A 23510-nucleotide genomic window follows, 5' to 3' on the forward strand; every position below is an offset into this window, starting at 1 on the left:
TTATATATGGATTTTAATTTTTTCCTACAATCATTTTTAAATGGTTTATCGATTGGGAGTGTTTATGCTATTTTTGCCCTGGGTTACACCCTCGTTTTTTCAATTTTAGGGGTGATTAATTTTGCCCATGGTGCTATTTTTACCTTGGGAGCTTATTTTACCTATATCTTATCCGGGGGCGTTTTTGGGTTTAATGGATTATTAGCCAATGGTAAGTTACCCTTTCAATTCCCATTTTTTATCGCCTTAATTCTCGGGAGTATTTTAGCTGGGTTAGCCTCAATTGTCTTAGAAAGATTAGCCTTTAAACCCTTGAGAGTTAGAGGAGCCGATCCCCTATTAACCCTGGTTTCAAGTTTAGGGGCTGCGGTGGTAATTGTGAATACAATTCAATATTTAGTGGGGGCAGAAATTTACACCTTTCCTGATAATATTTATGGTAATATTCCCGCAGCAATTAATTTCGGTACAGCCACAAAACCGATTATGATTAGAAGCGTTCAAGTGATTATTTTTACGGTTTGTATGGTGATCGTGGCTTTATTAACCTATTTAGTCAATAGAACTAAAATTGGTAAAGCTTTACAAGCGGTGGCGGAGGATGAAATTACCGCCAGTTTATTAGGAATTAACCCCGAACAGTTCATTATATTAACGTTTTTTGTCAGTGGATTTTTAGCAGGACTCGCCGGAACTTTAGTTGGGTCTAGTGTGAGTATTGCGGGGCCGTATTTTGGTATTGCTTTCGGGTTAAAAGGCTTGGGCGTGATTGTTTTAGGGGGGTTAGGAAGTATTCCTGGGGCGGTAATTGGGGGGTTATTATTAGGGTTAGCAGAGGCTTTTGTCCCGCCGGATTTTTCCGGTTATCGAGATGCGATCGCCTTTGCCATTCTATTAATCATGCTATTAATTCGACCCCAGGGATTATTAGGACGTAAACGCATTCAAAAGGTATAACTAAATATATGATTAATTTTTTTAACACCTACGGCTTTTTAATCGTTTCTATGTTATTCGGAGCAGTTTTAGGGCTATCTATTTATTTACCTTTAATGGCGGGTCAACTCTCCTTAGCAACCCCTGGATTTTATGCGTTAGGGGGTTATATTGCTGCGATTTTATCTACCCAGGTTTTTAAATTTACAGGAACTATTTTTCCCTTACATTTTCTGTTTTTAGAACTATTAATAACTGCCATAATTTCTGCTATTCTAGCCGTAGGATTAGGAATTCCGGTATTGAGATTACGGGGAATTTACCTCGCCATTTCAACGATTGCTTTAGTCGAAATTTTACGCGTTTTAGCCTTAAATTTAGAGATAACTGGGGGGGCGGTTGGTATCTTTGGGATTCCCCAACCCTTTGCAACTCCCCTAGAATATTTATGGGTGGCAATTCCCCTCTTAATTCTGAGTATGGTATTCTTATACCGCTTAGAAAAAATTAAAGCCGGACGCGCTTTTCGGGCAATTCGGGAAGATGAATTAGCTGCTGATTCTATGGGGGTTAATCCTACCCATTACAAAGTGTTATCCTTTACCTTGGGGGCAATTTTAGCAGGATTAGTGGGAACTATCAGCGCCCATTTTCTCAATACTTGGAATGCTCGTCAAGGCACCTTTGATAGTAGTATTATTTATTTAGCTTTTGTTTTAATTGGCGGGTCAAGAACATTTTGGGGGCCAGTTTTCGGGGGAATTATTCTCACCGCTTTACCGGAAATTTTACGCGGAATGGGAGAAATAAGTGGTTTATCCCTATGGTTAGCCCAATTCTTAAGGGAAGGTCGTTTAATTATTTTTGGGGTATTATTGGTTTTGGGGTCAATTTTTTATCCTCAAGGTTTAATTACTCCCGAATTATTAAACAAAATTACTCGAAAAAATCCCTGGCGGGGACTATTAAAAAAACAATCATAAGGGTTAAAAAATGAGTTCATCAACCTTAAAACCCCTTTTAGAAGTCCAAGGTTTAACCCGATATTTTGGGGGATTATTAGCAGTTGATCAGGTTTCGTTTGCGGTTCAAGATCAAGAAATATTCGGTTTAATTGGCCCTAATGGGGCGGGGAAAACGACTTTATTTAATTTAATTACGGGGTTAATTCCTCCCTCCAAAGGAGCTTTAATTTATCAAAATCATTCTATTACTCAATTAAAACCCTATCAAATTGCTGAAAAAGGGATAGCCAGAACTTTTCAAAATCTTCGATTATTTGGCAACTTATCGGCTTTAGAAAACGTTGTTATTGCTCGTCATATCCATAATCAAGCTAACCTAGTTTCAGGGGTTTTAGGCTTACCAAAGGGAAGAAAAATAGAACAGGAAAACTATCAAAAAGCTCGGGAATTATTAGGAATTTTTGGATTATTAGAACGGGCGGAACAAAAAGCCTATAATTTTGCCTATGGCGACCAACGACGGTTAGAAATTGCTCGAGCTTTAGCCTTAGAGCCGAAATTGTTACTATTAGATGAACCCGCCGCAGGAATGAACCCCAGTGAGAAAAAAGAACTGAGTGATTTAATTAGAAAAATTCGAGATCAATTTCAATTAACTGTGATTTTAATTGAACATCATGTCCCTTTAGTGATGGGGTTATGCGATCGCATTGCGGTGTTAGACTTTGGAAAATTAATTGCTTTAGGAGAACCGGAAATTGTGAGAAATAATCCGGCGGTAATTGAAGCCTATTTAGGAGATGAATAAGTTATGTTAGAATTAGTAACAGTATCGGTTAATTATGGTTCAATTCAAGCATTAAAAGAGATTAATATTGTTATTAATCAAGGGGAAATTGTTACCCTAATTGGAGCGAATGGAGCCGGAAAAAGTACCACCTTAAAAACCATTTCTCGACTGATTAATCCCCGCCAAGGTAAAATTATTTATCAAGGAAAAGATATTACTGATTTACGTCCCGATCAAGTCGTGAAAATGGGAATCGCCCAAAGTCCAGAAGGTCGCCGAATTCTAACTCAACAAACCATATTAACCAATTTAGAATTAGGGGCTTATACTCGCAGCGATCGCTTAGGAATTAAAGCAGATATTGAAAAACAATTTATTATTTTTCCTCGGTTAGCAGAACGAAAACATCAATTAGCTGGAACCCTAAGCGGTGGTGAACAACAAATGTTAGCGATCGCCCGGGCGGTGATGAGTCGTCCTCAGCTATTATTATTAGACGAACCCAGTTTAGGGTTAGCTCCCCAAATTGTTCGAGAAATCTTTTCGGTAATTCGTCAACTCAATCAATCTGGTGTTACTATTTTATTAGTCGAACAAAATGCCCATTTAGCCTTAGAAATTGCGAATCGAGGTTATGTTTTAGAAGCCGGATATTTAACCCTCACGGGTAAAGCCTCTGATTTATTAATTGATGAACGAGTTAAACAAGCCTATTTAGGTTAAAAAGGGGAAAAATGACCCTTACTATTAATAAAACACTTTATAGCAACCTATTAGCTGAAATCAGTCCTCAAGTGATTGAAACCGAGGAGGAGTATGATCGGATTTTAGCAATTGTTGAACGATTTACTTTTAGTCAAACTCTCACCCCGGAAGAACGAGTATTATTAAAATTACTGGTTCAGTTAATTGAAAATTACGAATCAAAAATGTATCCCATCGATGAGTCTACACCTGTTCAAATTCTACAGCATTTGATGGAAGTTACTGGAACTTTTGAAGGGGATTTAGTCGGTGTGATTGGAGCAAGTAATGTTATTTCTGAAATTCTTAATAATAAACGTTCTATTAGTAAGACGCAAGCGCAAGCACTGGCTGATTATTTTGAAGTTTCGATCAATTTATTTATTTAGGTAGCTCCCCAATCATATATGAACACTGCCATCGGGTAAAATCGCCCCGGCTAATTTAGCTCCGGTTAGTTTGACCATGATTTTATCCCCAATTCCGACCTTAGCCCCGGTTAAATCTGCACATCTTAAATCAGCGCCACTTAAATCAGCCCCAATTAAATTAGCTTCTTGTAAATTAGCATAGGTTAAATTAGCCTGTAAAAAATTTGCCCTAAATAAATTCGCCTTATATAAACAGGCGGCACTTAAGTTAACTTTATGCAGAAACGCATCACTTAAATCGGCTTCGGTTAAGTCCGCACCGCTTAAATTGCGACTGGAAAAATCCCTTTCTTTTAAATCCGCCCCTTTAAAACTTAATCCACTTAATTCCGTCGGTCTATCGGGGGGAGGAGTTGGTGCGGGGGGAGTTGGCGGTGGGGGCGTAACCGGAGGTTTACTACTAACTGGGGGACGTTGAAAATTATTATTTTCAGAGGTTTTTACGCGGCTTTGATAGGGAGAAGATTGATAGCTAGAATAGGGTTTTTGATAGGTATAGGAATTTCCTGTACTATTTGAGGAGGCTCGGGAATGGGATTCTGCACGGGAAACAGTTGAGGAATGTTGAGTTGAATTTGAACTTGATCGACGCAATAAGGAACGCAATTTTTCCCTAGCTTGATTGATTTCCTTGAGTTTTTCCTCAGCAATTTTTCTTAATCGTTGATTTTCTTCGGGAATGCGATCGGGATGCCAAATAAATGCTAAATCTTTATAGGCCTGATCCACCAATTCTAAGGAAGCTCCAGGCTTGAGATCTAACACTTTATAATAATAATTCAACTCACTGGGAGTGATCATGGCAGGAGTCCGCAATTAAGGATTTGGCTAACAATCGATATTAGTGCTACAGCTTAACATACATCTATACCTCAAGGTTTTTTTAGCGCCGAAATACCCCTAAACCATTGTGAACTGGGGCGGCGGTATCGGGGATACGGTTTAAAAGTTGACCTCCTAAGACTAAATTCGTCGAACTTCCTCCGTCTAAATTTAACGCATCAGTGGCTCCTAACTGCTGCATTAAGAGCGCCATTTCGGTTAATTTAGCCCCCACCCCTCCGACGCGGTTATGGACGGTGGCAATGATCCATTCGCCCTTGGCGGTGATGCCGACCCCGCTACGAATAGCCGCCTGATCGGCAAAGGCGGGACTAAACCCTTCGGCGATCGCATCTACCACCACCTGTCCGTTTTGTAATAATAATGGCCCGCCGCCTAAAATATGGGGGAAGAAATTAAAATCCGAGGGGGTAGTTTGGGATTGAATTTGAATAGATGTACCCACAGAAAACGAACTTAAAACACTCCGAAAAGATCGCAAGGTTAATAAATAACCGGTTTTAGGAATAGGAATAGCGGTGGTTGTATTCGTGAGTTCTAATTGTTGTTTTACGATATTATTTTCTACCACAATCACAATTTCATTCGCCGTTAAGGGGGTATAACTTTCGCCCCATTCAGGAGTATAACGAGCAATACCCGCTTTGACGTATCCGGTATTGAGTAATTCACACTCTAAGGTCTGTCCCGATGAGGGAATCAGGGTTTCTTTTAAACTTAAACGAGCAATTTTGAACTGTCCTCTATCATTCCAAGCGATCGCGCCTCGGTTTAAAATTGGCCCTGAAAACCATTGATTTTCTCGCCGAATTGCCCCCAAAGGAAAAAGATTATTCCGGTTAAAATATCCGGCATTAATTGCTCCTAAACATTGACTATGATCAACGGTTTTGGCTAAACTGTCAATACCTTTCATCCCCGTTTGACTTGCCCAAATCGGGCGTAAATTCAAGCCAAAATCAGGATTTACCGTTAACCAAACCACGGGAAAACGGCTATTATTTAAAGTCATATATTGTTGCCGCCACCGTAATCCTTTTACCCAGGTAATATCCCGTTCTATTAAGGCATCTTGCCGTAACTCAATTAAAATACGATTCGGATTATTCAAGGTAGAAACTTTCACCCCATAACCATCGGGTAACGTTCCTTGAATCACCGTTTGATTATTCACAATTTTTACCAAAGGACGGGAGGGTTTTTGAGTTGTGACTGCGGTTTCTCCTTCATTTTGTTGTGCAGAAGTTCCAGAAGTAGGTGTGGGTTGAGATTGTTCTTGAAAGGGTTTAGCAATAGTTGGATTTGTTGTTGCATCGACCACCACTTCCCATTGGGTATTCTGTTGATAGAGTTCCCAGGGAGTCGGTTGATTTAAGGTTATCGTCATTTGAGAAATATTCGCTCGTTCCTCAAAGTTTAGGGTTTGAATAGTGCCGATTTTAGAAATAATATTAAGCGTATTTTCTTGAATTTCTAAATCCCAGGCTGATAATTCCGCTAATTGATCAATTTTTACATAACGATATTCGGCATCTAAAAAAGTCCCCGGAGTTGAATGTACAGAAAACCAACTTAAAGGTTGAAGACTGGCTTCCGTTGTATTTAAGGGATTAATTCCTAAAACTTGGATAATTCCCTTATCACTAACTCCGGTATTTGTAGCAATTCCTGAACTCCATTGACTCCAGGGTAACTTCCATTTTCTCCCATTCACAGAAAGATGGGTTCCTGTTTTAATAATTCCGGGGTGAGCTAAGGATATAATATAGGGACAAATAATCGGATTCACTTTTTTTAGCCACACTAAAGCCTGATAAATAATACTAACAACTTCTCCCCGAGTCGCATTAGAATTAGGATTAAAAACTTGGGGATAGGGGTAATTAACCACCAATTCAGAACGAGTTGCGGTGATCATAGCTTCAGTCCCATAGCTGGAAATTTTATCCCCATCTTCATAAATAATTTTTAAGTTTAAACTCTCTCCTGGAGGTAAATTTAAGCCTGAAACTAAAGCTAATAAAACCTGTAAGCGCGTTACTGGACTTTGAGGAAGAAACTGTCCATCAGGAAACCCCGAAATAAAGCCAGATTCATAGGCGGTTTTAATCGCTTCCGCCGCCCAAAACTCCTTGGGAACGTCTTTAAAAGGAATATATTTACGCTTAATAGAAGTGGGAAATGCCACCTTTAAAATAGTCGCAAATTCCCCCCTGGTTAGATTTTGATCGGGGCGAAATGTGTTGTCCTTAAATCCACTAATTAAACCCTGAGCTTGCAAACGTTGAATAAAAGGACGTGCCCAATGTTGGCTAATATCTAAAAACAACGGTTGTGAACTGGTCATATTATTAAGGGAATAGGGAATAGGTAACAGGTAATAGGTAATACTTCAACTTCGCTCAGTAACAAGGTAATAGGGAGGAAAAGATTGTACTATCTAGGTTTAATTAAATAAATGAAAAAACTGTAGGGGTTTGGTCTTTAAACCCCAAGTATGAAAAGGGTTTGAACTCCAAAACCTTACAATAAGATCTTACAATAAGATATTACAATCTATTTAAGATTGCGACATCACCATCAGGATTCCTGATTTTCCATAACTTTTTGCAGTTTCTCCGCAATATCTTGCCAATTTTGAGCTAGATCTGTACTCCGATCTTGTCGCAAAAACTCTGCTTCTTTAAAACAATGATTGGCTAAAGAATGGACAACATTCTTAATTCCATGTTCCTCAATTAATTGATTTAAAGCCCGAGTTAACTTTTCGCTTTTTGGTTCTGTCATATTCTGTTCAACTCATGATTCAGTGGTCACAAATTCCATAATACCGCCATTTGTTACCCGATGGATACCCCCTAACCCCCTTTTTATATATACAATCAAGAATTTACTGGCTATAGGAATAAGGGTTAATCTGATTTAATTTTTCTCCTAATTTTCGTTTGGCTTCCATAATTTCATAGGTATTTTGTAATCTTAAAAAATATCCTTCTGAAAGTCCAAAATAACGACATAAGCATAAATCTATCTCAGCCGTAACCGGACATTTTCCCTTGATAATAGCATGAATTTTATTAGAATCAACATCGATTGCCGATGCCAAAGTGTTTTGATTAATTCCTAATTCTTCTAAAAATTCATGTTCTAAGATATCTCCAGCATGGGGATTGTAGAGTAAAATTTCATTCATGATTTTTAATCGTGATAATCAACAATCTCGACTCCTGAAACCTCTCCATTATACCAAATAAAACAAATTCGCCACTGTTGATTGATTCTGATGCTATATTTGCCTATTCTATCACCTGATAGAGCTTCTAAACGATTTCCTGGTGGAATTCTTAGGTCATCTAATAGGGTTGACGCATTGATTTGTCGTAACTTACGTAAAGCTCTTTCTTGGATGTCTGGTGGAAACTTTCGTGATAATTTCCCATTCCATATTTTTTCCGTTTCCTTGCAGGAAAAAGAAGTAATCATAGATAATGGATTGATTTTTATTTTATCAGTCTAACCCCCTAGAGGCGAGTTCTTCCTGACCTTCTGCTTCTCAACACTAATCTATCTAAACCCATCCTAATTAATCCTGTCAATTTTAATTAATTAAAAATTGGGTTGATAAAAATATTTTTATCAAGCAAAAGTGACTGGTGAACCCGCCCTTAACGTGTTTTTTTACAATTCCTATAGGAATTGCTATATTATTAGTTAAGTTTGATTTGTTCTCGGGAGTTGATCACACCTTGAAAATAATTTTTGATTAAATCATTATCTATTGTGATCACACCATTTTCTCCAAACCATTGATCAACAATAGCCACGGATTCTTTATCTCCCAAAACATAACCTTGCATCAGTTTTACGATCGCAAAATTGACCCGATCTAAAAAAGCAGAATTATTTTCCGGGACGATACAAGCAATTCCTTCTCGGGTATAGGGAAGATTCGGAACTACTTCTAAAGCATCGCGGTTAGGGAGGGTTTGTCGAGTTCCTTCTAGCAAAACCCCATCGGAACCAAAAGCATCTATTTTACCCTGTTCTAAAGCAGCAATTCCCTCGCCAATGGTCTTAAATTTGACTATTTTGGCTTGGGGTTGTACGACTCGGATTGTTGATTCACTGCTGCCATTTTCTAATACACCAATTTGTCGATTTGCTAAGGATTCTGGTGTTCCTAAATTACTTCCTTTTTTAACTAATAGCCGGGTTCCTGTCACCCCATAACTTACGGAAAAATCAACATAGCGATCGCGATTCCAAGTAAAAGTCACATCCTCACAAACAATATCAACATCCCGGGATAATACTTTAGGAATCCGCTCACCGATACTAATAGGAACCAGTTCTAAAGTGATTTCCTTTCCTAATTCCTTGGCGAGTTGGGCTTTAATTTGATTCAGAATATCAATGGAATAACCAACCAATTTATCCTGATCATTAACATAGGAAAGGGGAATAAAATCCGTTTGAACTCCGGCGGTTAATACTCCAGTTCGGGCTACTTTTTCCATCACCGTTTCCGCCCAAGCCGGACTCGATAGACCCAGGGACAAAGCAGCACTCAAAGCAGCGATCGCAATTTTTTTAGATAAAATCATTTTTTTCCTCACACAACTTTAATAAAGTTTTCCCAAGCAAACATACGCCATTATATCAAAATTTATGTTATAGTGCCAGAAAAATTATCAAAAAAAGGAGTAACTATTTTGAAAATCAGCACAAAAACTGGATTAGTTGGCTTTTTCTTGGCTCTAAGTGCTTTAAATATTCCGGCGACAAACGCTACAGTTAAAACCACAAATTCAGCGCTCGCCTCGACAACTATTGAGTCCCGTTTGTTAAGAATTACAGAGACTTTAAGAGACCGAGAAAACCAGTTACAAGAAAAACCGGAAGCCCTAAAACCAGGAGAACAAATCGCCGGAGCTTGGGGGAATGGTGGTGGTGGGTTCGTCAATCGTGGAGGCGGGGGTGGTGGAAACTGGCGCAATGGTTGGGCCGATGGGGGCCGTTTTATCAATTCCCGTTAGTTCTGCTTAGTCTGTTTAGATTTTATCCCCATCTTGAAAAAGGCGTTGCGATGGTGACCAACGCTAACTTTTTTACCCTTTTTAAATCAATTGAGATCAAAATTTATGTTATAGTGCCAGAAAAATTATCAAAAAACAGGAGTAACCCCTTTGAAAATTAGCACAAAAACCGGATTAGTTGGCTTTTTCTTGGCTCTGAGTGCCTTAAATATTCCGGCGGCTAATGCCACAGTTAAAACCCCAGAATCTGCAACCATTGAGTCCCGTTTATCCAGAATTACAGAAACTTTAAAACAGCGAGAAAACCAATTACCAGAAACATCAGAAGCCCCACAACCCGGAGAACAAATCGCCAGGGGAGCCTGGGGTAATGGTGGGGGACGGGGAGGCTGGATTAATCGTGGAGGCGGGGGTTCCTGGGGAAATGGGGGGAGTTGGCGCAATGGAAATAACTGGCGCAATGGCTGGGGTGATGGGGGTCGCTTTGTGAATATCCGTTAGATGTGATTCTCTCTCTCAAAAGGCGTTGTGATTTCAAGCAACGCTAATTTTTTACTACTTTTAAATTAATTAAAATCAATGACAAATCCAACTTTATTAAAATATCAAAAAATTGATCTTAGCAAATTTGGCCCGATTAATTTAGTGGTAATTCAAGCCACATCTTTTTGTAATCTTAATTGTGATTATTGTTATTTACCGAACCGAGACTTAAAAAATACTCTCTCTTTAGATTTGATTGAACCTATCTTTAAAAATATCCTTACATCTCCGTTTATTGGTGATGAATTTACCGTTTGTTGGCACGCGGGAGAACCCTTAGCGGTTCCGATTTCTTTTTATGAATCGGCATTTAAACTAATTCAAGAAGCTGATCAAAAATACAATCAAAAACAAGCAAAAATCTGGCATTCCGTTCAAACAAATGGTACTTATATTAATCAAAAATGGTGTGATTTTATTCAAGAACATAATATTTGTGTCGGAGTAAGTTTAGACGGGCCGGAATTCATCCATGACGCCCATCGTCAAACCCGTAAGGGAACAGGAAGTCACGCCCAAACTATGCGAGGAATTTCTTTCTTACAAAAAAATGATATTCCCTTTTATGTGATTTCCGTTGTTACTCAAGATTCTTTGAATTATGCTGATGAAATCTTTCATTTTTTCAGGGAAAATGGAATTTATGATCTGGGATTTAATTTAGAAGAAATTGAAGGAGTAAATCAATCATCAACTTTAGAAGCCGTGGGGACATCGGAAAAATATCGTGCATTTATGCAGCGTTTTTGGGAATTAACCTCAGAAGTACAGGGAGAATTTAACCTCAGAGAATTTGAAGCAATTTGTGGTTTAATTTATTCTAATTCCCGTTTGACGCAAACGGATATGAATAACCCTTTTGTTTTAATTAATATTGATTATCAAGGGAATTTTTCTACCTTTGACCCCGAATTATTATCAGTGAATATTGAACCCTATGGCAATTTTATTTTAGGGAATGTATTAAAAGATAGTTTTGAGTCCGTTTGTGATACGGAAAAATTCCAGAAAATTTATGCCGATATGCAGGAAGGAATTAAATTATGTCGGGAAACCTGCGAATATTTTGGAGTTTGTGGAGGCGGTGCGGGAAGTAATAAATATTGGGAAAATGGCACCTTTGCCTGTAGTGAAACCATGGCCTGTCGTTATCGAATTAAAATTGTAACCGATATTATTTTAGAACAATTAGAAAATTCTTTGGGTTTAGTGGAAAACTGTTATAGCAATTCTAAATAAGTGCCAAGAGGGTTGGGAGACCCAACCCCTACGATTATAATAATCCATGGTTTTAATTGTGCTCTTACGATGCGCCGCCTCGCAACAACGGGACTGCTAACCCCAAATATTTAATCCCTGTGGGGGTAATTTCAAACCGACAGGGCAATATTTCCACCCCTGCTAAAATTGCTTCTCTTAACAGTTGACCATAAACCGGGTCGGCAGTGTCTCCAGGGGCAAATTCGGTGCAGTCTCCCCGATTAATAAAGTATAACATCACAGCCCGATCGCCTTGTTTAACTACTTCAATTAATTCCTTGAGATGTTTTTGTCCTCTTGCGGTTACAGTATCGGGAAATAAGGCAATTTTCCCATCAGACCAAGTAGTATTTTTAACCTCTACATAAATCGGTTTGTCTTCTCCTTTCAGCAGAAAATCAACCCGACTTTTTAAATTCATTCCATAGGGAACTTCTTTTTTAATTTCGCTATAATTTCCTAATTCGGGAAACAACCTTTCTATTAAAGCTAAATTAATGATCTTGTTAGGTAAAGCGGTATTAACTCCAGTCCAAATTAACCCCTGACTCACCGAGTCAACCTCCGAATTTAACTGAATTAACTCCCAAGTGTAGGGATATTTGCGGGTTTTACTGGGGCTGTAGGACACCCTCACCGGGTTTCCTGGGATACAAACCCCGGTCATCGGCCCGGTATTGGGACAATGGGCGGTAATTACCTCCCCCGAGGTTAACTGAATATCCGCTAAAAATCGTTTATAGCGTTTGAGCAAAACCCCTGACTCCAGGGACGGATAGCGATACAAAAAAGAATCCATTAGCAATGGGTTTGAATGGTGGTCAATTCAGATTAAACTAGGGTTTGCATTTTAACCCCTTTGGATATTCCGTGTCAGAAGAACTTAAACGCTCTCGTTCATTAGTAGGAATTGCCACTATTGTTGCAGTTGCTACCCTGATTAGTAAAGTATTTGGCTTAATCCGTCAACAGGTGATGGCGGCGGCTTTTGGTGTGGGGCCAGCCATTGATGCCTATAATTTTGCCTATGTTATCCCGGGATTTTTATTAATTTTATTGGGTGGAATTAACGGCCCATTTCATAGTGCGATTGTTAGTGCTTTAGCAAACAGAGAGCGAAAAGATGCCGAGGCTTTAGTCGAAACGGTTTCTACCTTGGTCGGCATGGTTTTATTAGTAGTAACGGTGGGGTTAGTAATTTTTGCCACCCCATTAATTGATTTAATGGCTCCGGGTTTAAGCCTAACTCCAGAAGGAATAGCCACCCGAAATATTGCCATTGAACAGTTAAAAATCATGGCTCCGATGGCTTTATTTGCGGGGTTAATTGGGATTGGATTTGGTACGCTAAATGCGGCAGATATGTATTGGTTGCCATCAATTAGTCCCTTATTTTCGAGTGCGGCTTTAATTTTAGGATTAGGGGTTTTAATTGGGATTTTAGGGGATGAGGTAGGTAGCCCTAAATATATGGTTTTAGGCGGTGAAGTCTTGGCTTGGGCGACTTTGGCCGGGGCGGTTTTGCAATGGATTATCCAAGTTCCGGCGATGTGGAAATCGGGGTTAGGAACTTTAAGACTGCGCTTTAATTTTAAAATCCCGGGATTAAGAGAGGTGATGAAAGTCATGTTACCTGCCACTTTATCATCAGGAATGTTACAAATTAATGTTTATACTGATTTGTTTTTTGCCTCTTATATTCCCCAAGCTGCTTCGGCAATGGGCTATTCTGGGTTATTAGTTCAAACGCCATTAGGAATCATTTCTAATATGATTTTGGTTCCTTTTTTGCCTGTTTTTGCTCGTTTAAGAGATCCTGAACAATGGCCAGAATTAAAAGACCGGATTCGTCAAGCCTTAGTATTAACAGCCATTACCATGTTACCGTTAAGTACATTAATGGTGGCTTTGGCCTTACCGACGGTGAGAATTGTTTATGAACGTTATGCGTTTAATTTGGAAGCATCGGAGTTTGTGGCTTCGGTTTTAGTTGCCTATTCCGTGGGGATGTTCTTTTATTTAGGACGGGATGTATTAGTTAGGGTATTTTATGGGTTAGGAGATGGACAGACTCCATTTAAAGTTAGTATTTTTAATATTTTATTGAATGGGTTATTAGATTTTATTTTGGTTAAATCTTGGGGTGCGCCGGGTTTAGTCTTCGCAACGGTTTTAGTGAATGTTGTTTCCATGGGGATGTTTTTATGGCTATTACATATCAAATTAAATGGGTTACCATGGCGGGAATGGAGTTTACCCTTTTTGGGATTAACAATAATTAGTCTAATTTCTGGGTTTGTGAGTTGGGGAACATTACAAGGCTTAAGAATTTTAACCCCCGGTGATAATTTTGGATTTTTATTAATGGAATTAGTGCTTCCGGGGATTATTGGTTTAATTGTTTTTATGATATTAATTCTATTTCTCAAATTACCCGAAGTGGATTTATTAGTCTCTCGACTTCGACAACGTTTTCAAAGATAATATCTGGCGCGATCACTGCGTCACACACCCTCAGTTTTATCACTATGATCAAGATTATTAACCCTAAAAAATACTTACATTCCCTTGTAGGGGGACGGCGCGCCATAGGTGTCAACGACCGCCGAAAACCTCTGATTATAGTCGAGATTAGATCCCCCTAAATCCCCCTTAAAAAGGGGGACTTAGATCTCCTTTTTCCCCTTTGTTAAGGGGAGCCACTGCGGTCTTGGGGTCTCCCCAAGTGGAGCAAGTGGCATGGGTTAGGGGGGATCATTGACTTGGGATCAGCTTAATTTTAAGTTGGTTTTTCTAATGCTAACAATCCCGCACCATAGGCAGGTTCATGACGAGGAGATATAATATTAGCTGAAGGAGCGATCGCATTCACTTTAACTTCAAATTGGTGGCGAAAATTAGCTAATCCTTGCCATACGCCCCCGGTTACTACAATTTCAAAGAATTCTGTCGGTTCAAATAAAGCATTAATAGCGACTTCTGTAGCTAATACTAATTCATTAACGGCATTTTTAATAATATTTTGAGCCACCAAATCACCCTCCGCCGCCACTTGATCGACAAGGGGGGCTAAACTGGCAATTTTTTTCACGCCCCATCCTTGACGGTAAATAATAGGAATTAATTCTTCAATGGAATTCAACTTTAAACTGTCTTTAAATTGGGGAATTAGATTAGTATATTCTAGGCGACCATCATAGGAACGTAAGGTGGCTTTTAACCCTTGAATTGCAATATCATAACCACTGCCTTCATCTCCTAAAATGTAACCCCAACCACCCACTCTTTTTGTGATTCCTTGATGATTTTTTCCGAATATATGGGAACCTGTTCCGGCAATTACAACTATACCGACGGAGTGACCTAAACCTCCAACTAAAGCAATTAAACTATCACCATTAATAATAATATTTTCGGGGGTTAATTTCCAGTCAATAGATAATTCGGAATCAGTTTGAATTTCTTGGATCAAATTGCGGATTAAATCAATATCTTCAGCACGCCCTACCCCCGCTAATCCTAAACTAATTCCTTGAATTGGAACTAATCCTTCTAAGGCTAAAAAACTCTGATCAACTGCTTGTTTAATCGCTGAAATAATATTAATTTTAGCTGTATCAATTCCGACTGTTTGATAATTGGATGGCCCGGCTTTTCCCCATCCTAATATTTTACCATCGGCACTCATTAACACACAAACCGTTTTAGAACCGCCACCATCAATTCCTAAAACATGAATCATGATAATTCTGACAATTAAAATTATACTAGGCAAAAGGGAACAGGCAATAGGCAACAGGCAACAGGGTAAGAAAAGACTTTACCATATAGGTTTGCTGGATCGGTCTTTGTCAAAAACAATCCCCCTAAAATAATAATAATAGGGGGAAATTTAAAATTACAGAATAATTAACTTTTTAGCTCTTTCTGAGCGAGCTTCAGCCGATTCCATTACTTCTGATAACTTCTCGACCACTTCACCCGGATAATTTTCTAAAATTCGGGTAGAGAGGGAAATCCGATGGCGACCTTCATCTAAACTAATCACCATGGCTTTAATAATTTGACCAACGGGAAAAAGGGTGGGTAAAGAGTCAACATATTTTTGACTAACTTCTTTAATGTGAATTAATCCGGTTACTCCTTCAATATCCACAAACACGCCAAAGGGTTTAACACCCATAACTTTTCCTTCCACCAGTTGACCGACTTCTAATTGACTAAAACCGATGGATTGAGAGGCTAATCTTTGGGATAAAACAATTTTATTCCGTTCGGGATCTAATTCTAAAATACTAACACTTAAGGATTGATCAACTAAGGAGTCTAGGTCGTCTTTTTCTAAAAGATGCGATCGAGGAATAAATCCTCGTAAAGAATGAACTTCAACGGTCACACCTCCGCGATTTACTCCGGTCACTCTAGCTTGTAAAGATTGGCCTCCATTTTGAGCATCGAGGAGTTGATCCCAAATTTGTTTCATTTCCAATTGTCGGATGGAAAGTAAAATTTGACCATCGGCATTTTGTTCTCTAATAATTAGAAAATCTCGCTCCTCTTTTAATGGGAGAATTTCGGAAATATCCTCAACTTCTATAACTGAAATCTCTTTTTTAGGAATAAAACCAGGAGATTTAGCTCCTTTAATATCAATGTAAGCACCATCACTGGTATAGGATTCTACCTGACCCTTGACGATTTGCCCTTTGTGTAAATCATAATTCTGTTGATCTAGGGCTTTGGCAAAATCATCAAGAGAAAAGGACGGGTTTTTAGTAGCCATAGCAAAAAGTAAAGAAAAACAAAAATAAAGGTGTTAGGAACCTGCTTATAACGCTGCTCTCGTCTTCAACAACACTCCAATCTTCTGAGCATAACACAGTTAGAGGAGGTCGGGGCAGATGGGGAGTGGGGGGAGCAGGGGAGGCAGGGGAGGCAGGGGAGGCAGGGGAAGCATCATTACCCATTACCTATTACCCATTACCTGTTCCCTGTTCCCTTTTGATAAAGAATTTTGAACACAACTCAAATAGGATTGCTATATATGAATAATTTGTTTGAATTTGAACAGGATTTTGTGGAATCTTTGCGATGTATTCCGATGGTTGTGCGGTATAAGTTAGATAGTTGTGGGGTTAAGTTAAAATTGGAACATTGGAATAAATTTAGTCAGGAGGCTCGTCAACAGTTAGTTAGCAATTCGATTAATACACCGGAAGAAATCGCGGCTTATAGGAGTTTATTATATGAATTAGCAGAACAATATACGAATCTTCCTCTCAAGGATTTACCGATTGAGGATCAACCGCTTTGGTTAGAANCATTAACCATTACCCATTACCTATTACCCATTCGTAATTCGTAATTCGTAATTCCCTATAGCTGCTGAAATAGTTGTTTAACCTGTGTCCAGGCGTCTTGGGCGGCGGCGGAATTGTAGGTGCTGCGTTGGTCGCAGAAGAAGCCGTGATCGGTTTTGTAGCGGAATATGTGATGGGGAATTTGATGGGTTTGGAGTTCGGTTTCAATTTGATCGACTTGTTCGTTAGGAATTAGGGGATCTTCTGTGCCAAAAAAGCCATAGAGAACCCCTTGAATGTCTTTTGTGCGGGTGATGGTTGGTGCTCCACCCCCGGGGGTCATGGTGGCAATTCCAGCCCCATAGAAACAGGCTGTGGCTTGGATATCGGGAAGGGTGGCGGCTAAATAAACCACATGACCGCCAAAACAAAACCCGATAGTACCGAATTTGGGTTTGAGGTTGGGGAGGGTTTTTAAGTAGTTGAGGGTGGCTTGAATATCGCTTAACAGGTCGGTGGCGGTGGTTTGATCCTTATATTGTCGCCCTAATTTCATCGCCTCTGGAGTATAACCGACATCAAAACCGGGGGCAAAGCGTTGATAAATGGCGGGTGCGATCGCGATATATCCTTCTTTGGCAATGCGTTCGGTCACATCCCGAATATGGGAATTGACCCCAAAAATTTCTTGAATCACGATCACGGCGGGAAATGTCCCTTCTCCCTGGGGGTAAGCGAGATAGGCTTCAATTTGTAATTCCCCATGGGGAATCTGAACATTGGCCGTGTGTATGGGTTGATTGATCATGATTGTTTAATACGTTATAAATAACTCCCCATACTATACCGACCTATCCCCAAATCGGGTAATATACAGACGGGTCAAATTATTTCAGTTGGTAAGGGATAAAATTAGATGAAAACTTTCTTATAAAAAACAAGTATAAATTAAGAAACTGTTCATCAAAAACAACTAAAAAGCCAATCGGAAATAAAATAGTTGCAATCAAAACGTGTGAAAATTTTCAGGAGAAAAATAGAGATTTTTCTCAAACAGTAATGTCTGGGAAATACACACTTAACCCATTTTGCTTTGATTCCCTTGGAGATTTAATCATGGTTCGGTTTTATATTCAACCTGATAGCGAGATTCCCGCTTCTAACCAATTATTTAATCAAATTCGATTTGCGATCGCCTCTCGACAATTTCCCCCCGGACATCGTTTACCGAGCACTCGTCAACTGGCGATGGAAACGGGATTACACCGGAACACGATTAGCAAAGTCTATCGACAATTGGAAGATAATGGCTTAGTAGAAGCTCAGGCGGGATCGGGGATTTATGTGCGGGCCTTAGGCCATGAAGGGGGATCTCGGTTAAACTCGCCGATTTTAGAAGATTATCCCCAAGCGAATAAAATTATTCAACGCAGTTTAGATGAATTATTATCTCAAGGATGTACCCTCAATCAAGCCCGGGAAATGTTTCTGGGTGAAATTGATTGGCGATTACGGTGTAGTGCGAGGGTCTTAGTCACGGCTCCGGCTCAAGATATTGGGATTGGAGAATTAATGGCTCAGGAATTAGAAGAAGCCCTAAAAATTCCAGTACAGTTAGTCCCCATTGAACAGTTAACTGACCTCTTAGAAAAAGTCCCTTCGGGAACGGTGGTGACCAGTCGTTATTTTATTGGACAAGCTGAAGCTATTGCCGCCCCTAAGTCCGTGCGGGTGATTCCGATTGATATTCATAACTATGCTAAGGAAATTGAGTTGGTGCGGGATGCTCCCAAGGGGACTTATTTAGGAATTGTGAGTCTGAGTTCGGGGCTATTAAGGGCGACGGAAGTGATTATTCACAGCCTGCGAGGGGATGATATTTTGGTACTGACAGCCCAATTAACCGATCCCTATAAGATTAATTCTATTATTCGCACGGCACGGATTATTATTTGTGATCAAGCCAGTTATCCGGTGGTCAAGAATTTAGTTCATACCAATCGAGAGGAATTGATTCGTCAACCTCAATTGGTCTGCTGTCCGAATTATATTGGTGCGGAATCGATTAACTTGCTCAAGCGGGAATTGGGTTTGAGTTAAAACAGTTAGCAAGATTGTGCTAATTATCAATAACAATACAAAAACAAACTTTAATCAAACAATAGAATGGAACCTTCAATTAATTTGAGATATGCGATTGAGCAACGTCGGGCGGTCAGAGCCTTTCAACCCACGCCGATCCCGAAGGTGATTTTCTCGGAAATTCTGCGTTTAGGGATGCGATCGCCCTCGGGGTTTAATCTACAGCCCTGGCGGTTTATTATCTTACAAAGTCCCGAAGGTAAGGAGAAACTCAAGACCTGTGCTTTTAATCAGCGTCAGGTCATGGAAGCCCCGGTGGTGTTAATTTGTTGTAGCGATCGCCGTGTGGTCGAACCCGAATACATTGAGTCGGTGATTCAACTGGGTCGAGAAGAAGGTTCGATCAATGATACCTATGCCGATTATATCCGCACAGCCATTCCCCAGACCTTTGAAAAACATCCTTCCTTTGAATCCCTAGAAACTTGGACAAACCGCCAAGCCATGTTAGCCGTTGCCCATATTATGATTGTGGCCCAGACCTATGGGGTGGATAGTTGTCCAATGGAGGGATTTATGGGAGCTCAGGTCAAAGCCCAATTTAATATTCCAGAATCAGTTGATGTTTGTTGTCTTCTGGCTTTAGGATATGCGACAGAACCTTTTAAAAAATATGGGGGAAGATTTTCCGTTGAACAACTCTGTTATGGAGAATCCTACGGGGAAGTCTGGGAAGGTTAATCTTTAATTGTGTTTCCAGAAAACCCGGATAAAATTTATCCACCGCAGTTCAACCTCTAAAAATTCCCGGTAAAATGTATCACTGATTACAGACAAAATTATGAAAACAGCAATTTTAGAACCCAAACAAAAACAAGATATTGAAAATTCCTCCGAGGTAGAAGCTAAAAATCCTTTTTTGGAGAAAGAAGAAACGCCGGACTACAATCCTTTTGATGTTCAAGATATAGAGGCTTTAGAGGATATTAGTACATCGGTTGAGGAAGAAACTGATCCTGATCAACCGTCTCCCCAAGAAGCAGTAATTAGTAAAAGATTAAATCTAGTTTTACTGGCTAAAATTGCTGCGGTTTTAGTCGTGGTATTTGGATGTATTTATACTGTCACTCGCCCCTGTGTGATGGGAGAATGTCAGGAAATGGATACCGCCAGAGATTTTAGTCAAAAATCTAAACAAACGATTGAAACCGTCAGTTCTTCTAAGGCTCCTGCTTTGGCGTCAGAAGATTTACAATCGGGAATTAAACTCTTAGAAACCATTCCTTTTTGGTCGCCCCGTTATCCTGAAGCTAAAGCTCTTTTATCGGTTTATCGTCAAGAATATAACGAATTAAATTCAGTAGTTAAAGCTTTAAACGTGGCGGCAAAGGCTTCAGAAATGGGTCAAAATCCCCCCCATTCCGTAGCAGATTGGACGAAAATGCAATCCATGTGGGAAGAAGCGATCGCCTTTTTAGATCAAGTTCCTAATAGTAGTATTGTTTATCCCTTTGCTCAAGCCCGATGGCAACAATATCGAGCTAATTTAGGGGATGTGAGAAATCGCTTAAAATTAGAGCGAGATGGGGAACAAATTTTAGCCACGGCCAAGAAAACCGCCCAAGTGGCAGAAGCTCGTCAAGGAGTAGCTAAATATGCCGAAAGTTGGCAACAGGTGTTTGAAACTTGGCAAACCGCAGCCAATACTTTATCGACGATTCCCTATGGGACAACAGCCCATCAATCGGCCCAGGTTTTATTAGCCCGTTATCAACCGAAATTAGAAGCCGCTCGCGATCGCAAAACCATTGAACAAGTGGGTTTAGATGCTTATAATCAAGCGATTAGTAATTCTGAACAAGCCAAACTTTTAGAACAACGTGGGGCTTGGTCTGAAGCTGTTACCTACTGGAGTCGAGCGGTTAGTTACGGAAAACAAGTTCCGGTTAGCAGTTCCTATTCTGCAAAAATTAAGCCCCTTTTAACGACATTTAATGAGTCTTGGAAACGGGCAGATATTCAAAATCAGATTGCATCTCGTTTGGAAAAAGCCCGTCAAGATTTAGGGAAACTGTGCAGTGGAAATCCCAAGGTTTGTAACTACAGTGTGACTGAAAATTTGATTACGGTTCGGTTAACCTCCGAATATGTAAATCAAATTCAATCCACGGCGAAAAATGCAGATCAAGCAGGGGATTCTAAGAAACGTTCCGAAGCTGAAAAGCACGTTCAAACCCTGAAAGTTGCTTTAGAAACGATTAGTCAAAACGCCAAAATTTCCCTAGAAGTTTATGGGGCTAATAACGAAAAAATTGCCACCCATGTTCCGTTGTAAAAATTAGGCCCGTTGTTGCGCTTCAGCGCCCATTGTTGAACTTCAGCGCCTGTTGTTCTTCAGTGTCCCTAGAAAGAGCGCTAAAGCGCAACAACGGTAACAAGGTTTTTATGAATCAATCTGGAGAACTCGCTTTAAAAAAGCAAATTGATCGGCAATTTCTTCAATTACTTTATCCGTGGGTTTTCCGGCGCCATGTCCGGCTTTTGTTTCAATTCGGATTAATACTGGATTTTCCCCAATATGGTGTTCCTGTAAAGCCGAAGCAAACTTAAAACTATGGGCGGGCACCACTCGATCATCATGATCTCCTGTAGTAATTAAAGTTGCCGGATAAGCAATTCCTGGCTTCAAATTATGTAGAGGAGAATAGGCGTATAAGGCTTGAAATTCTTCGGGATTTTCCGGGGAACCATAATCGGAACACCAGGCCCAACCTATGGTAAATTTATGGAACCGGAGCATATCTAAAACCCCCACCGCAGGTAACACCGCCGCGAATAAATCCGGGCGTTGAATCATACAAGCTCCCACTAATAACCCACCGTTACTTCCTCCCATAATTGCTAATTTTTGAGTAGAAGTATAGCGTTTTTCTATTAACCATTCGGCGGCACTAATAAAGTCATCAAAGACATTTTGTTTCTTGAGTTTTGTTCCTGCTTGATGCCAATTTTCTCCATATTCTCCCCCGCCTCGTAAATTGGCGATCGCATAAACACCACCCATTTCTAACCAGACTAAACGACTAATAGAAAAAGACGGGGTGAGGGAAATATTAAATCCGCCATATCCATATAAAATAGTTGGGTTATTCCCATTCAGTTCTACGCCTTTTTTAGCCGTAATAAACATCGGAATTAAGGTTCCGTCTCTACTGGGATAAAACACCTGTTGGGTTTCGTAATCATCGGGATTAAAGTCAACATTTGCTTGACGATAAATTGTACTTTCTCCCGTAATTAGATTGTATCGATAAATGGTATTCGGAGCGGTGAAACTGGTATAACTGTAGAAGGTTTCCGTATCATATCGTTTCCCGCCAAAACCTCCCGCCGAACCAATGCCGGGTAATTCAATTTCCCGAATAAATGACCCATCTAAATTAAATATTTTCATTTGAGTATGGGCATCTTTTAAATAATCGGCAATGAATTGATTATTTAAAATATTCACTCCCTCCAGGGTTTCGGGAGCTTCAGGAATAATTTCGGTGAGATTTTTGGTATTAATATCAATGGCAATTACTCGACTTCGAGAAGCATCCAAATCCGTCGTAAACCAAAAGATATTCCCTTGATAATCAATAAAACTATAACTGGCTTTAAACTCAGAAATTAGTTCGATAACCTCAGCATTTGGTTGAGTTAAATCTTGATAAAAAACCAAGTTTTTTGATTCAGTTCCCCGCCAAACAGAAATAATTAAATACTTGCCATCTTCGGTAACAAATCCATTAAATCCCCATTCCTTTTGATCAGGACGTTCATAGATTAAGGTATCTTCAGATTGGTCTGTTCCTAAACGATGGTAATAGAGTTTTTGAAAATAATTGATTTCTTCTAAAGGTTTTCCCTCCTGGGGTTGATCATAACGACTATAATAGAATCCTTGATAATCGTGTGTCCAAGATGCTCCAGAAAATTTAACCCATTTTAAATGATCCGATAAATCTTCTTTAGTATTAATATCTCTGACTTTCCATTCTTGCCAATCAGAACCGGAAGTTGATAAGCCATAGGCCATTAAATTTCCATCTTCACTAATTGACATTCCTGATAAAGCAATAGTTCCATCTTCAGATAAACTATTAGGATCTAATAAAACTTGAGGTTCGGCCTCTAAAGACTCTAAAACATACAAAACACTTTGGTTTTGCAGTCCATCATTTTTAAAATAAAAATAGCGATTTCCTTGCTTAAAAGGAATCCCATATTTTTCATAATCCCAAAGTTGAGTTAGGCGTTGTTTAATGGTTTCTTTGGCTGAAATTTGATTCAAATAACCGAAGGTTACTGTGTTTTGAGCTTCAACCCATAAAGCGGTTTCTTCTGAGTCTAAATCCTCTAGCCATCGATAGGGATCAGCGACGGTCACGCCATGATACTGATCAACTTGATCACATTTACGAGTTTGAGGATAGCTGAAGATTGGATTCTGTTCAGACATGGAGTTAAATAATAGGGGTTGGACTGTTTTTTATCCTGTATAAGCGTAGCGTCACACACCACAAACGGCTTAACAG

Annotated in this window: 24 protein-coding genes; 13 read left to right on the forward strand and 11 right to left on the reverse strand. The window is 39.6% G+C overall.

Going from position 1 to position 23510, the window contains the following annotated elements; all coding sequences use genetic code 11:
• Nucleotides 1-6 precede the first annotated feature (6 nt).
• From PL11201_RS03775 to PL11201_RS03795, 5 genes are read left to right on the forward strand one after another with little or no spacing between them, the layout of a single operon-like run.
• On the forward strand, nt 7-957 hold the full coding sequence (locus PL11201_RS03775; protein WP_079677257.1) for a branched-chain amino acid ABC transporter permease: 951 nt from the start codon (nt 7-9) through the stop codon (nt 955-957).
• 8 nt (nt 958-965) lie between these two features.
• Nucleotides 966-1919: a branched-chain amino acid ABC transporter permease gene (locus PL11201_RS03780; RefSeq protein ID WP_079677258.1), complete on the forward strand. Its 954-nt coding sequence runs from the start codon at nt 966-968 to the stop codon at nt 1917-1919.
• Between the two features lie 10 nt (nt 1920-1929).
• Nucleotides 1930-2709 carry an ABC transporter ATP-binding protein gene (locus PL11201_RS03785; protein ID WP_079677259.1) on the forward strand — a complete coding sequence of 260 codons (780 nt, stop codon included), beginning with the start codon at nt 1930-1932 and terminating at the stop codon, nt 2707-2709.
• 3 nt (nt 2710-2712) lie between these two features.
• Nucleotides 2713-3414 carry an ABC transporter ATP-binding protein gene (locus tag PL11201_RS03790; protein ID WP_079677260.1) on the forward strand — a complete coding sequence of 234 codons (702 nt, stop codon included), beginning with the start codon at nt 2713-2715 and terminating at the stop codon, nt 3412-3414.
• 11 nt (nt 3415-3425) lie between these two features.
• Nucleotides 3426-3824: a helix-turn-helix domain-containing protein gene (locus tag PL11201_RS03795; protein WP_079677261.1), complete on the forward strand. Its 399-nt coding sequence runs from the start codon at nt 3426-3428 to the stop codon at nt 3822-3824.
• 12 nt (nt 3825-3836) lie between these two features.
• Here the strand turns inward: PL11201_RS03795 and PL11201_RS03800 are convergent, their stop codons facing one another.
• From PL11201_RS03800 to grrP, 6 genes are all read right to left on the reverse strand, one after another.
• Nucleotides 3837-4667, reverse strand: coding sequence for a pentapeptide repeat-containing protein (locus PL11201_RS03800; protein WP_200816692.1), 831 nt, complete (start codon nt 4665-4667; stop codon nt 3837-3839).
• 82 nt (nt 4668-4749) lie between these two features.
• A complete protein-coding gene (locus PL11201_RS03805) occupies nt 4750-7056 on the reverse strand; it encodes an S-layer homology domain-containing protein (RefSeq protein ID WP_079677262.1) in 2307 nt (768 codons plus the stop codon).
• A gap of 233 nt (nt 7057-7289) precedes the next feature.
• Nucleotides 7290-7496: a hypothetical protein gene (locus tag PL11201_RS03810; protein ID WP_079677263.1), complete on the reverse strand. Its 207-nt coding sequence runs from the start codon at nt 7494-7496 to the stop codon at nt 7290-7292.
• 103 nt (nt 7497-7599) lie between these two features.
• Complete coding sequence (locus PL11201_RS03815) at nt 7600-7902, reverse strand: HigA family addiction module antitoxin (protein WP_079677264.1); 303 nt, start codon at nt 7900-7902, stop codon at nt 7600-7602.
• Nucleotides 7903-7907: 5 nt separating this feature from the next.
• Nucleotides 7908-8192 carry a type II toxin-antitoxin system RelE/ParE family toxin gene (locus PL11201_RS03820; protein WP_079677265.1) on the reverse strand — a complete coding sequence of 95 codons (285 nt, stop codon included), beginning with the start codon at nt 8190-8192 and terminating at the stop codon, nt 7908-7910.
• 224 nt (nt 8193-8416) lie between these two features.
• Complete coding sequence (gene grrP / locus PL11201_RS03825; protein WP_079677266.1) at nt 8417-9313, reverse strand: extracellular substrate binding-like orphan protein GrrP; 897 nt, start codon at nt 9311-9313, stop codon at nt 8417-8419.
• Between the two features lie 108 nt (nt 9314-9421).
• Between grrP and grrA (PL11201_RS03830) the strand changes: the two genes are divergently transcribed.
• From grrA (PL11201_RS03830) to grrM, 3 genes are all read left to right on the forward strand, one after another.
• Complete coding sequence (grrA, locus tag PL11201_RS03830; protein WP_079677401.1) at nt 9422-9745, forward strand: GrrA/OscA1 family cyclophane-containing rSAM-modified RiPP; 324 nt, start codon at nt 9422-9424, stop codon at nt 9743-9745.
• A gap of 150 nt (nt 9746-9895) precedes the next feature.
• Nucleotides 9896-10246 (forward strand): GrrA/OscA1 family cyclophane-containing rSAM-modified RiPP, encoded by a 351-nt coding sequence (grrA, locus tag PL11201_RS03835; RefSeq protein WP_079677267.1) that lies wholly within the window; start codon nt 9896-9898, stop codon nt 10244-10246.
• A gap of 78 nt (nt 10247-10324) precedes the next feature.
• A complete protein-coding gene (gene grrM, locus PL11201_RS03840; RefSeq protein ID WP_079677268.1) occupies nt 10325-11527 on the forward strand; it encodes a cyclophane-forming radical SAM/SPASM peptide maturase GrrM/OscB in 1203 nt (400 codons plus the stop codon).
• A 64-nt stretch (nt 11528-11591) separates the two neighbouring features.
• Here the strand turns inward: grrM and sfsA are convergent, their stop codons facing one another.
• Entirely contained in the window at nt 11592-12347 is a 756-nt protein-coding gene (sfsA, locus tag PL11201_RS03845; RefSeq protein WP_079677269.1) for a DNA/RNA nuclease SfsA, read from the reverse strand.
• A 71-nt stretch (nt 12348-12418) separates the two neighbouring features.
• Between sfsA and murJ the strand changes: the two genes are divergently transcribed.
• The gene (gene murJ, locus PL11201_RS03850) at nt 12419-14032 is read left to right on the forward strand and encodes a murein biosynthesis integral membrane protein MurJ (protein WP_079677270.1); all 1614 of its coding nucleotides are present in this window, start codon (nt 12419-12421) and stop codon (nt 14030-14032) included.
• Nucleotides 14033-14327: 295 nt separating this feature from the next.
• Here murJ and PL11201_RS03855 read toward each other — a convergent pair whose 3' ends face one another.
• Nucleotides 14328-15290: a BadF/BadG/BcrA/BcrD ATPase family protein gene (locus PL11201_RS03855; protein WP_079677271.1), complete on the reverse strand. Its 963-nt coding sequence runs from the start codon at nt 15288-15290 to the stop codon at nt 14328-14330.
• Between the two features lie 156 nt (nt 15291-15446).
• Nucleotides 15447-16331: a S1 RNA-binding domain-containing protein gene (locus tag PL11201_RS03860; protein WP_079677272.1), complete on the reverse strand. Its 885-nt coding sequence runs from the start codon at nt 16329-16331 to the stop codon at nt 15447-15449.
• Between the two features lie 261 nt (nt 16332-16592).
• Between PL11201_RS03860 and PL11201_RS03865 the strand changes: the two genes are divergently transcribed.
• Nucleotides 16593-16913: a nitrate reductase associated protein gene (locus PL11201_RS03865; protein WP_079677273.1), complete on the forward strand. Its 321-nt coding sequence runs from the start codon at nt 16593-16595 to the stop codon at nt 16911-16913.
• Between the two features lie 11 nt (nt 16914-16924).
• Here the strand turns inward: PL11201_RS03865 and PL11201_RS03870 are convergent, their stop codons facing one another.
• Nucleotides 16925-17656, reverse strand: a complete 732-nt coding sequence (locus PL11201_RS03870) for a dienelactone hydrolase family protein (protein WP_079677274.1) — start codon at nt 17654-17656, stop codon at nt 16925-16927.
• A gap of 308 nt (nt 17657-17964) precedes the next feature.
• Here PL11201_RS03870 and PL11201_RS03875 point away from each other — a divergent pair, with 308 nt between their 5' ends.
• The 3 genes from PL11201_RS03875 to PL11201_RS03885 all read left to right on the forward strand — a co-directional run bounded on the left by PL11201_RS03875 (nt 17965) and on the right by PL11201_RS03885 (nt 21265).
• Nucleotides 17965-18948 carry a GntR family transcriptional regulator gene (locus PL11201_RS03875; protein ID WP_079677275.1) on the forward strand — a complete coding sequence of 328 codons (984 nt, stop codon included), beginning with the start codon at nt 17965-17967 and terminating at the stop codon, nt 18946-18948.
• Nucleotides 18949-19014: 66 nt separating this feature from the next.
• Nucleotides 19015-19671, forward strand: a complete 657-nt coding sequence (locus PL11201_RS03880) for a nitroreductase family protein (RefSeq protein WP_079677276.1) — start codon at nt 19015-19017, stop codon at nt 19669-19671.
• 100 nt (nt 19672-19771) lie between these two features.
• A complete protein-coding gene (locus PL11201_RS03885) occupies nt 19772-21265 on the forward strand; it encodes a hypothetical protein (protein ID WP_079677277.1) in 1494 nt (497 codons plus the stop codon).
• 108 nt (nt 21266-21373) lie between these two features.
• Here the strand turns inward: PL11201_RS03885 and PL11201_RS03890 are convergent, their stop codons facing one another.
• Nucleotides 21374-23434: a prolyl oligopeptidase family serine peptidase gene (locus PL11201_RS03890; protein ID WP_079677278.1), complete on the reverse strand. Its 2061-nt coding sequence runs from the start codon at nt 23432-23434 to the stop codon at nt 21374-21376.
• Between the last annotated feature and the right edge of the window lie 76 nt (nt 23435-23510).

The organism is Planktothrix sp. PCC 11201, from assembly GCF_900009135.1.
Classification (GTDB): domain Bacteria; phylum Cyanobacteriota; class Cyanobacteriia; order Cyanobacteriales; family Microcoleaceae; genus Planktothrix.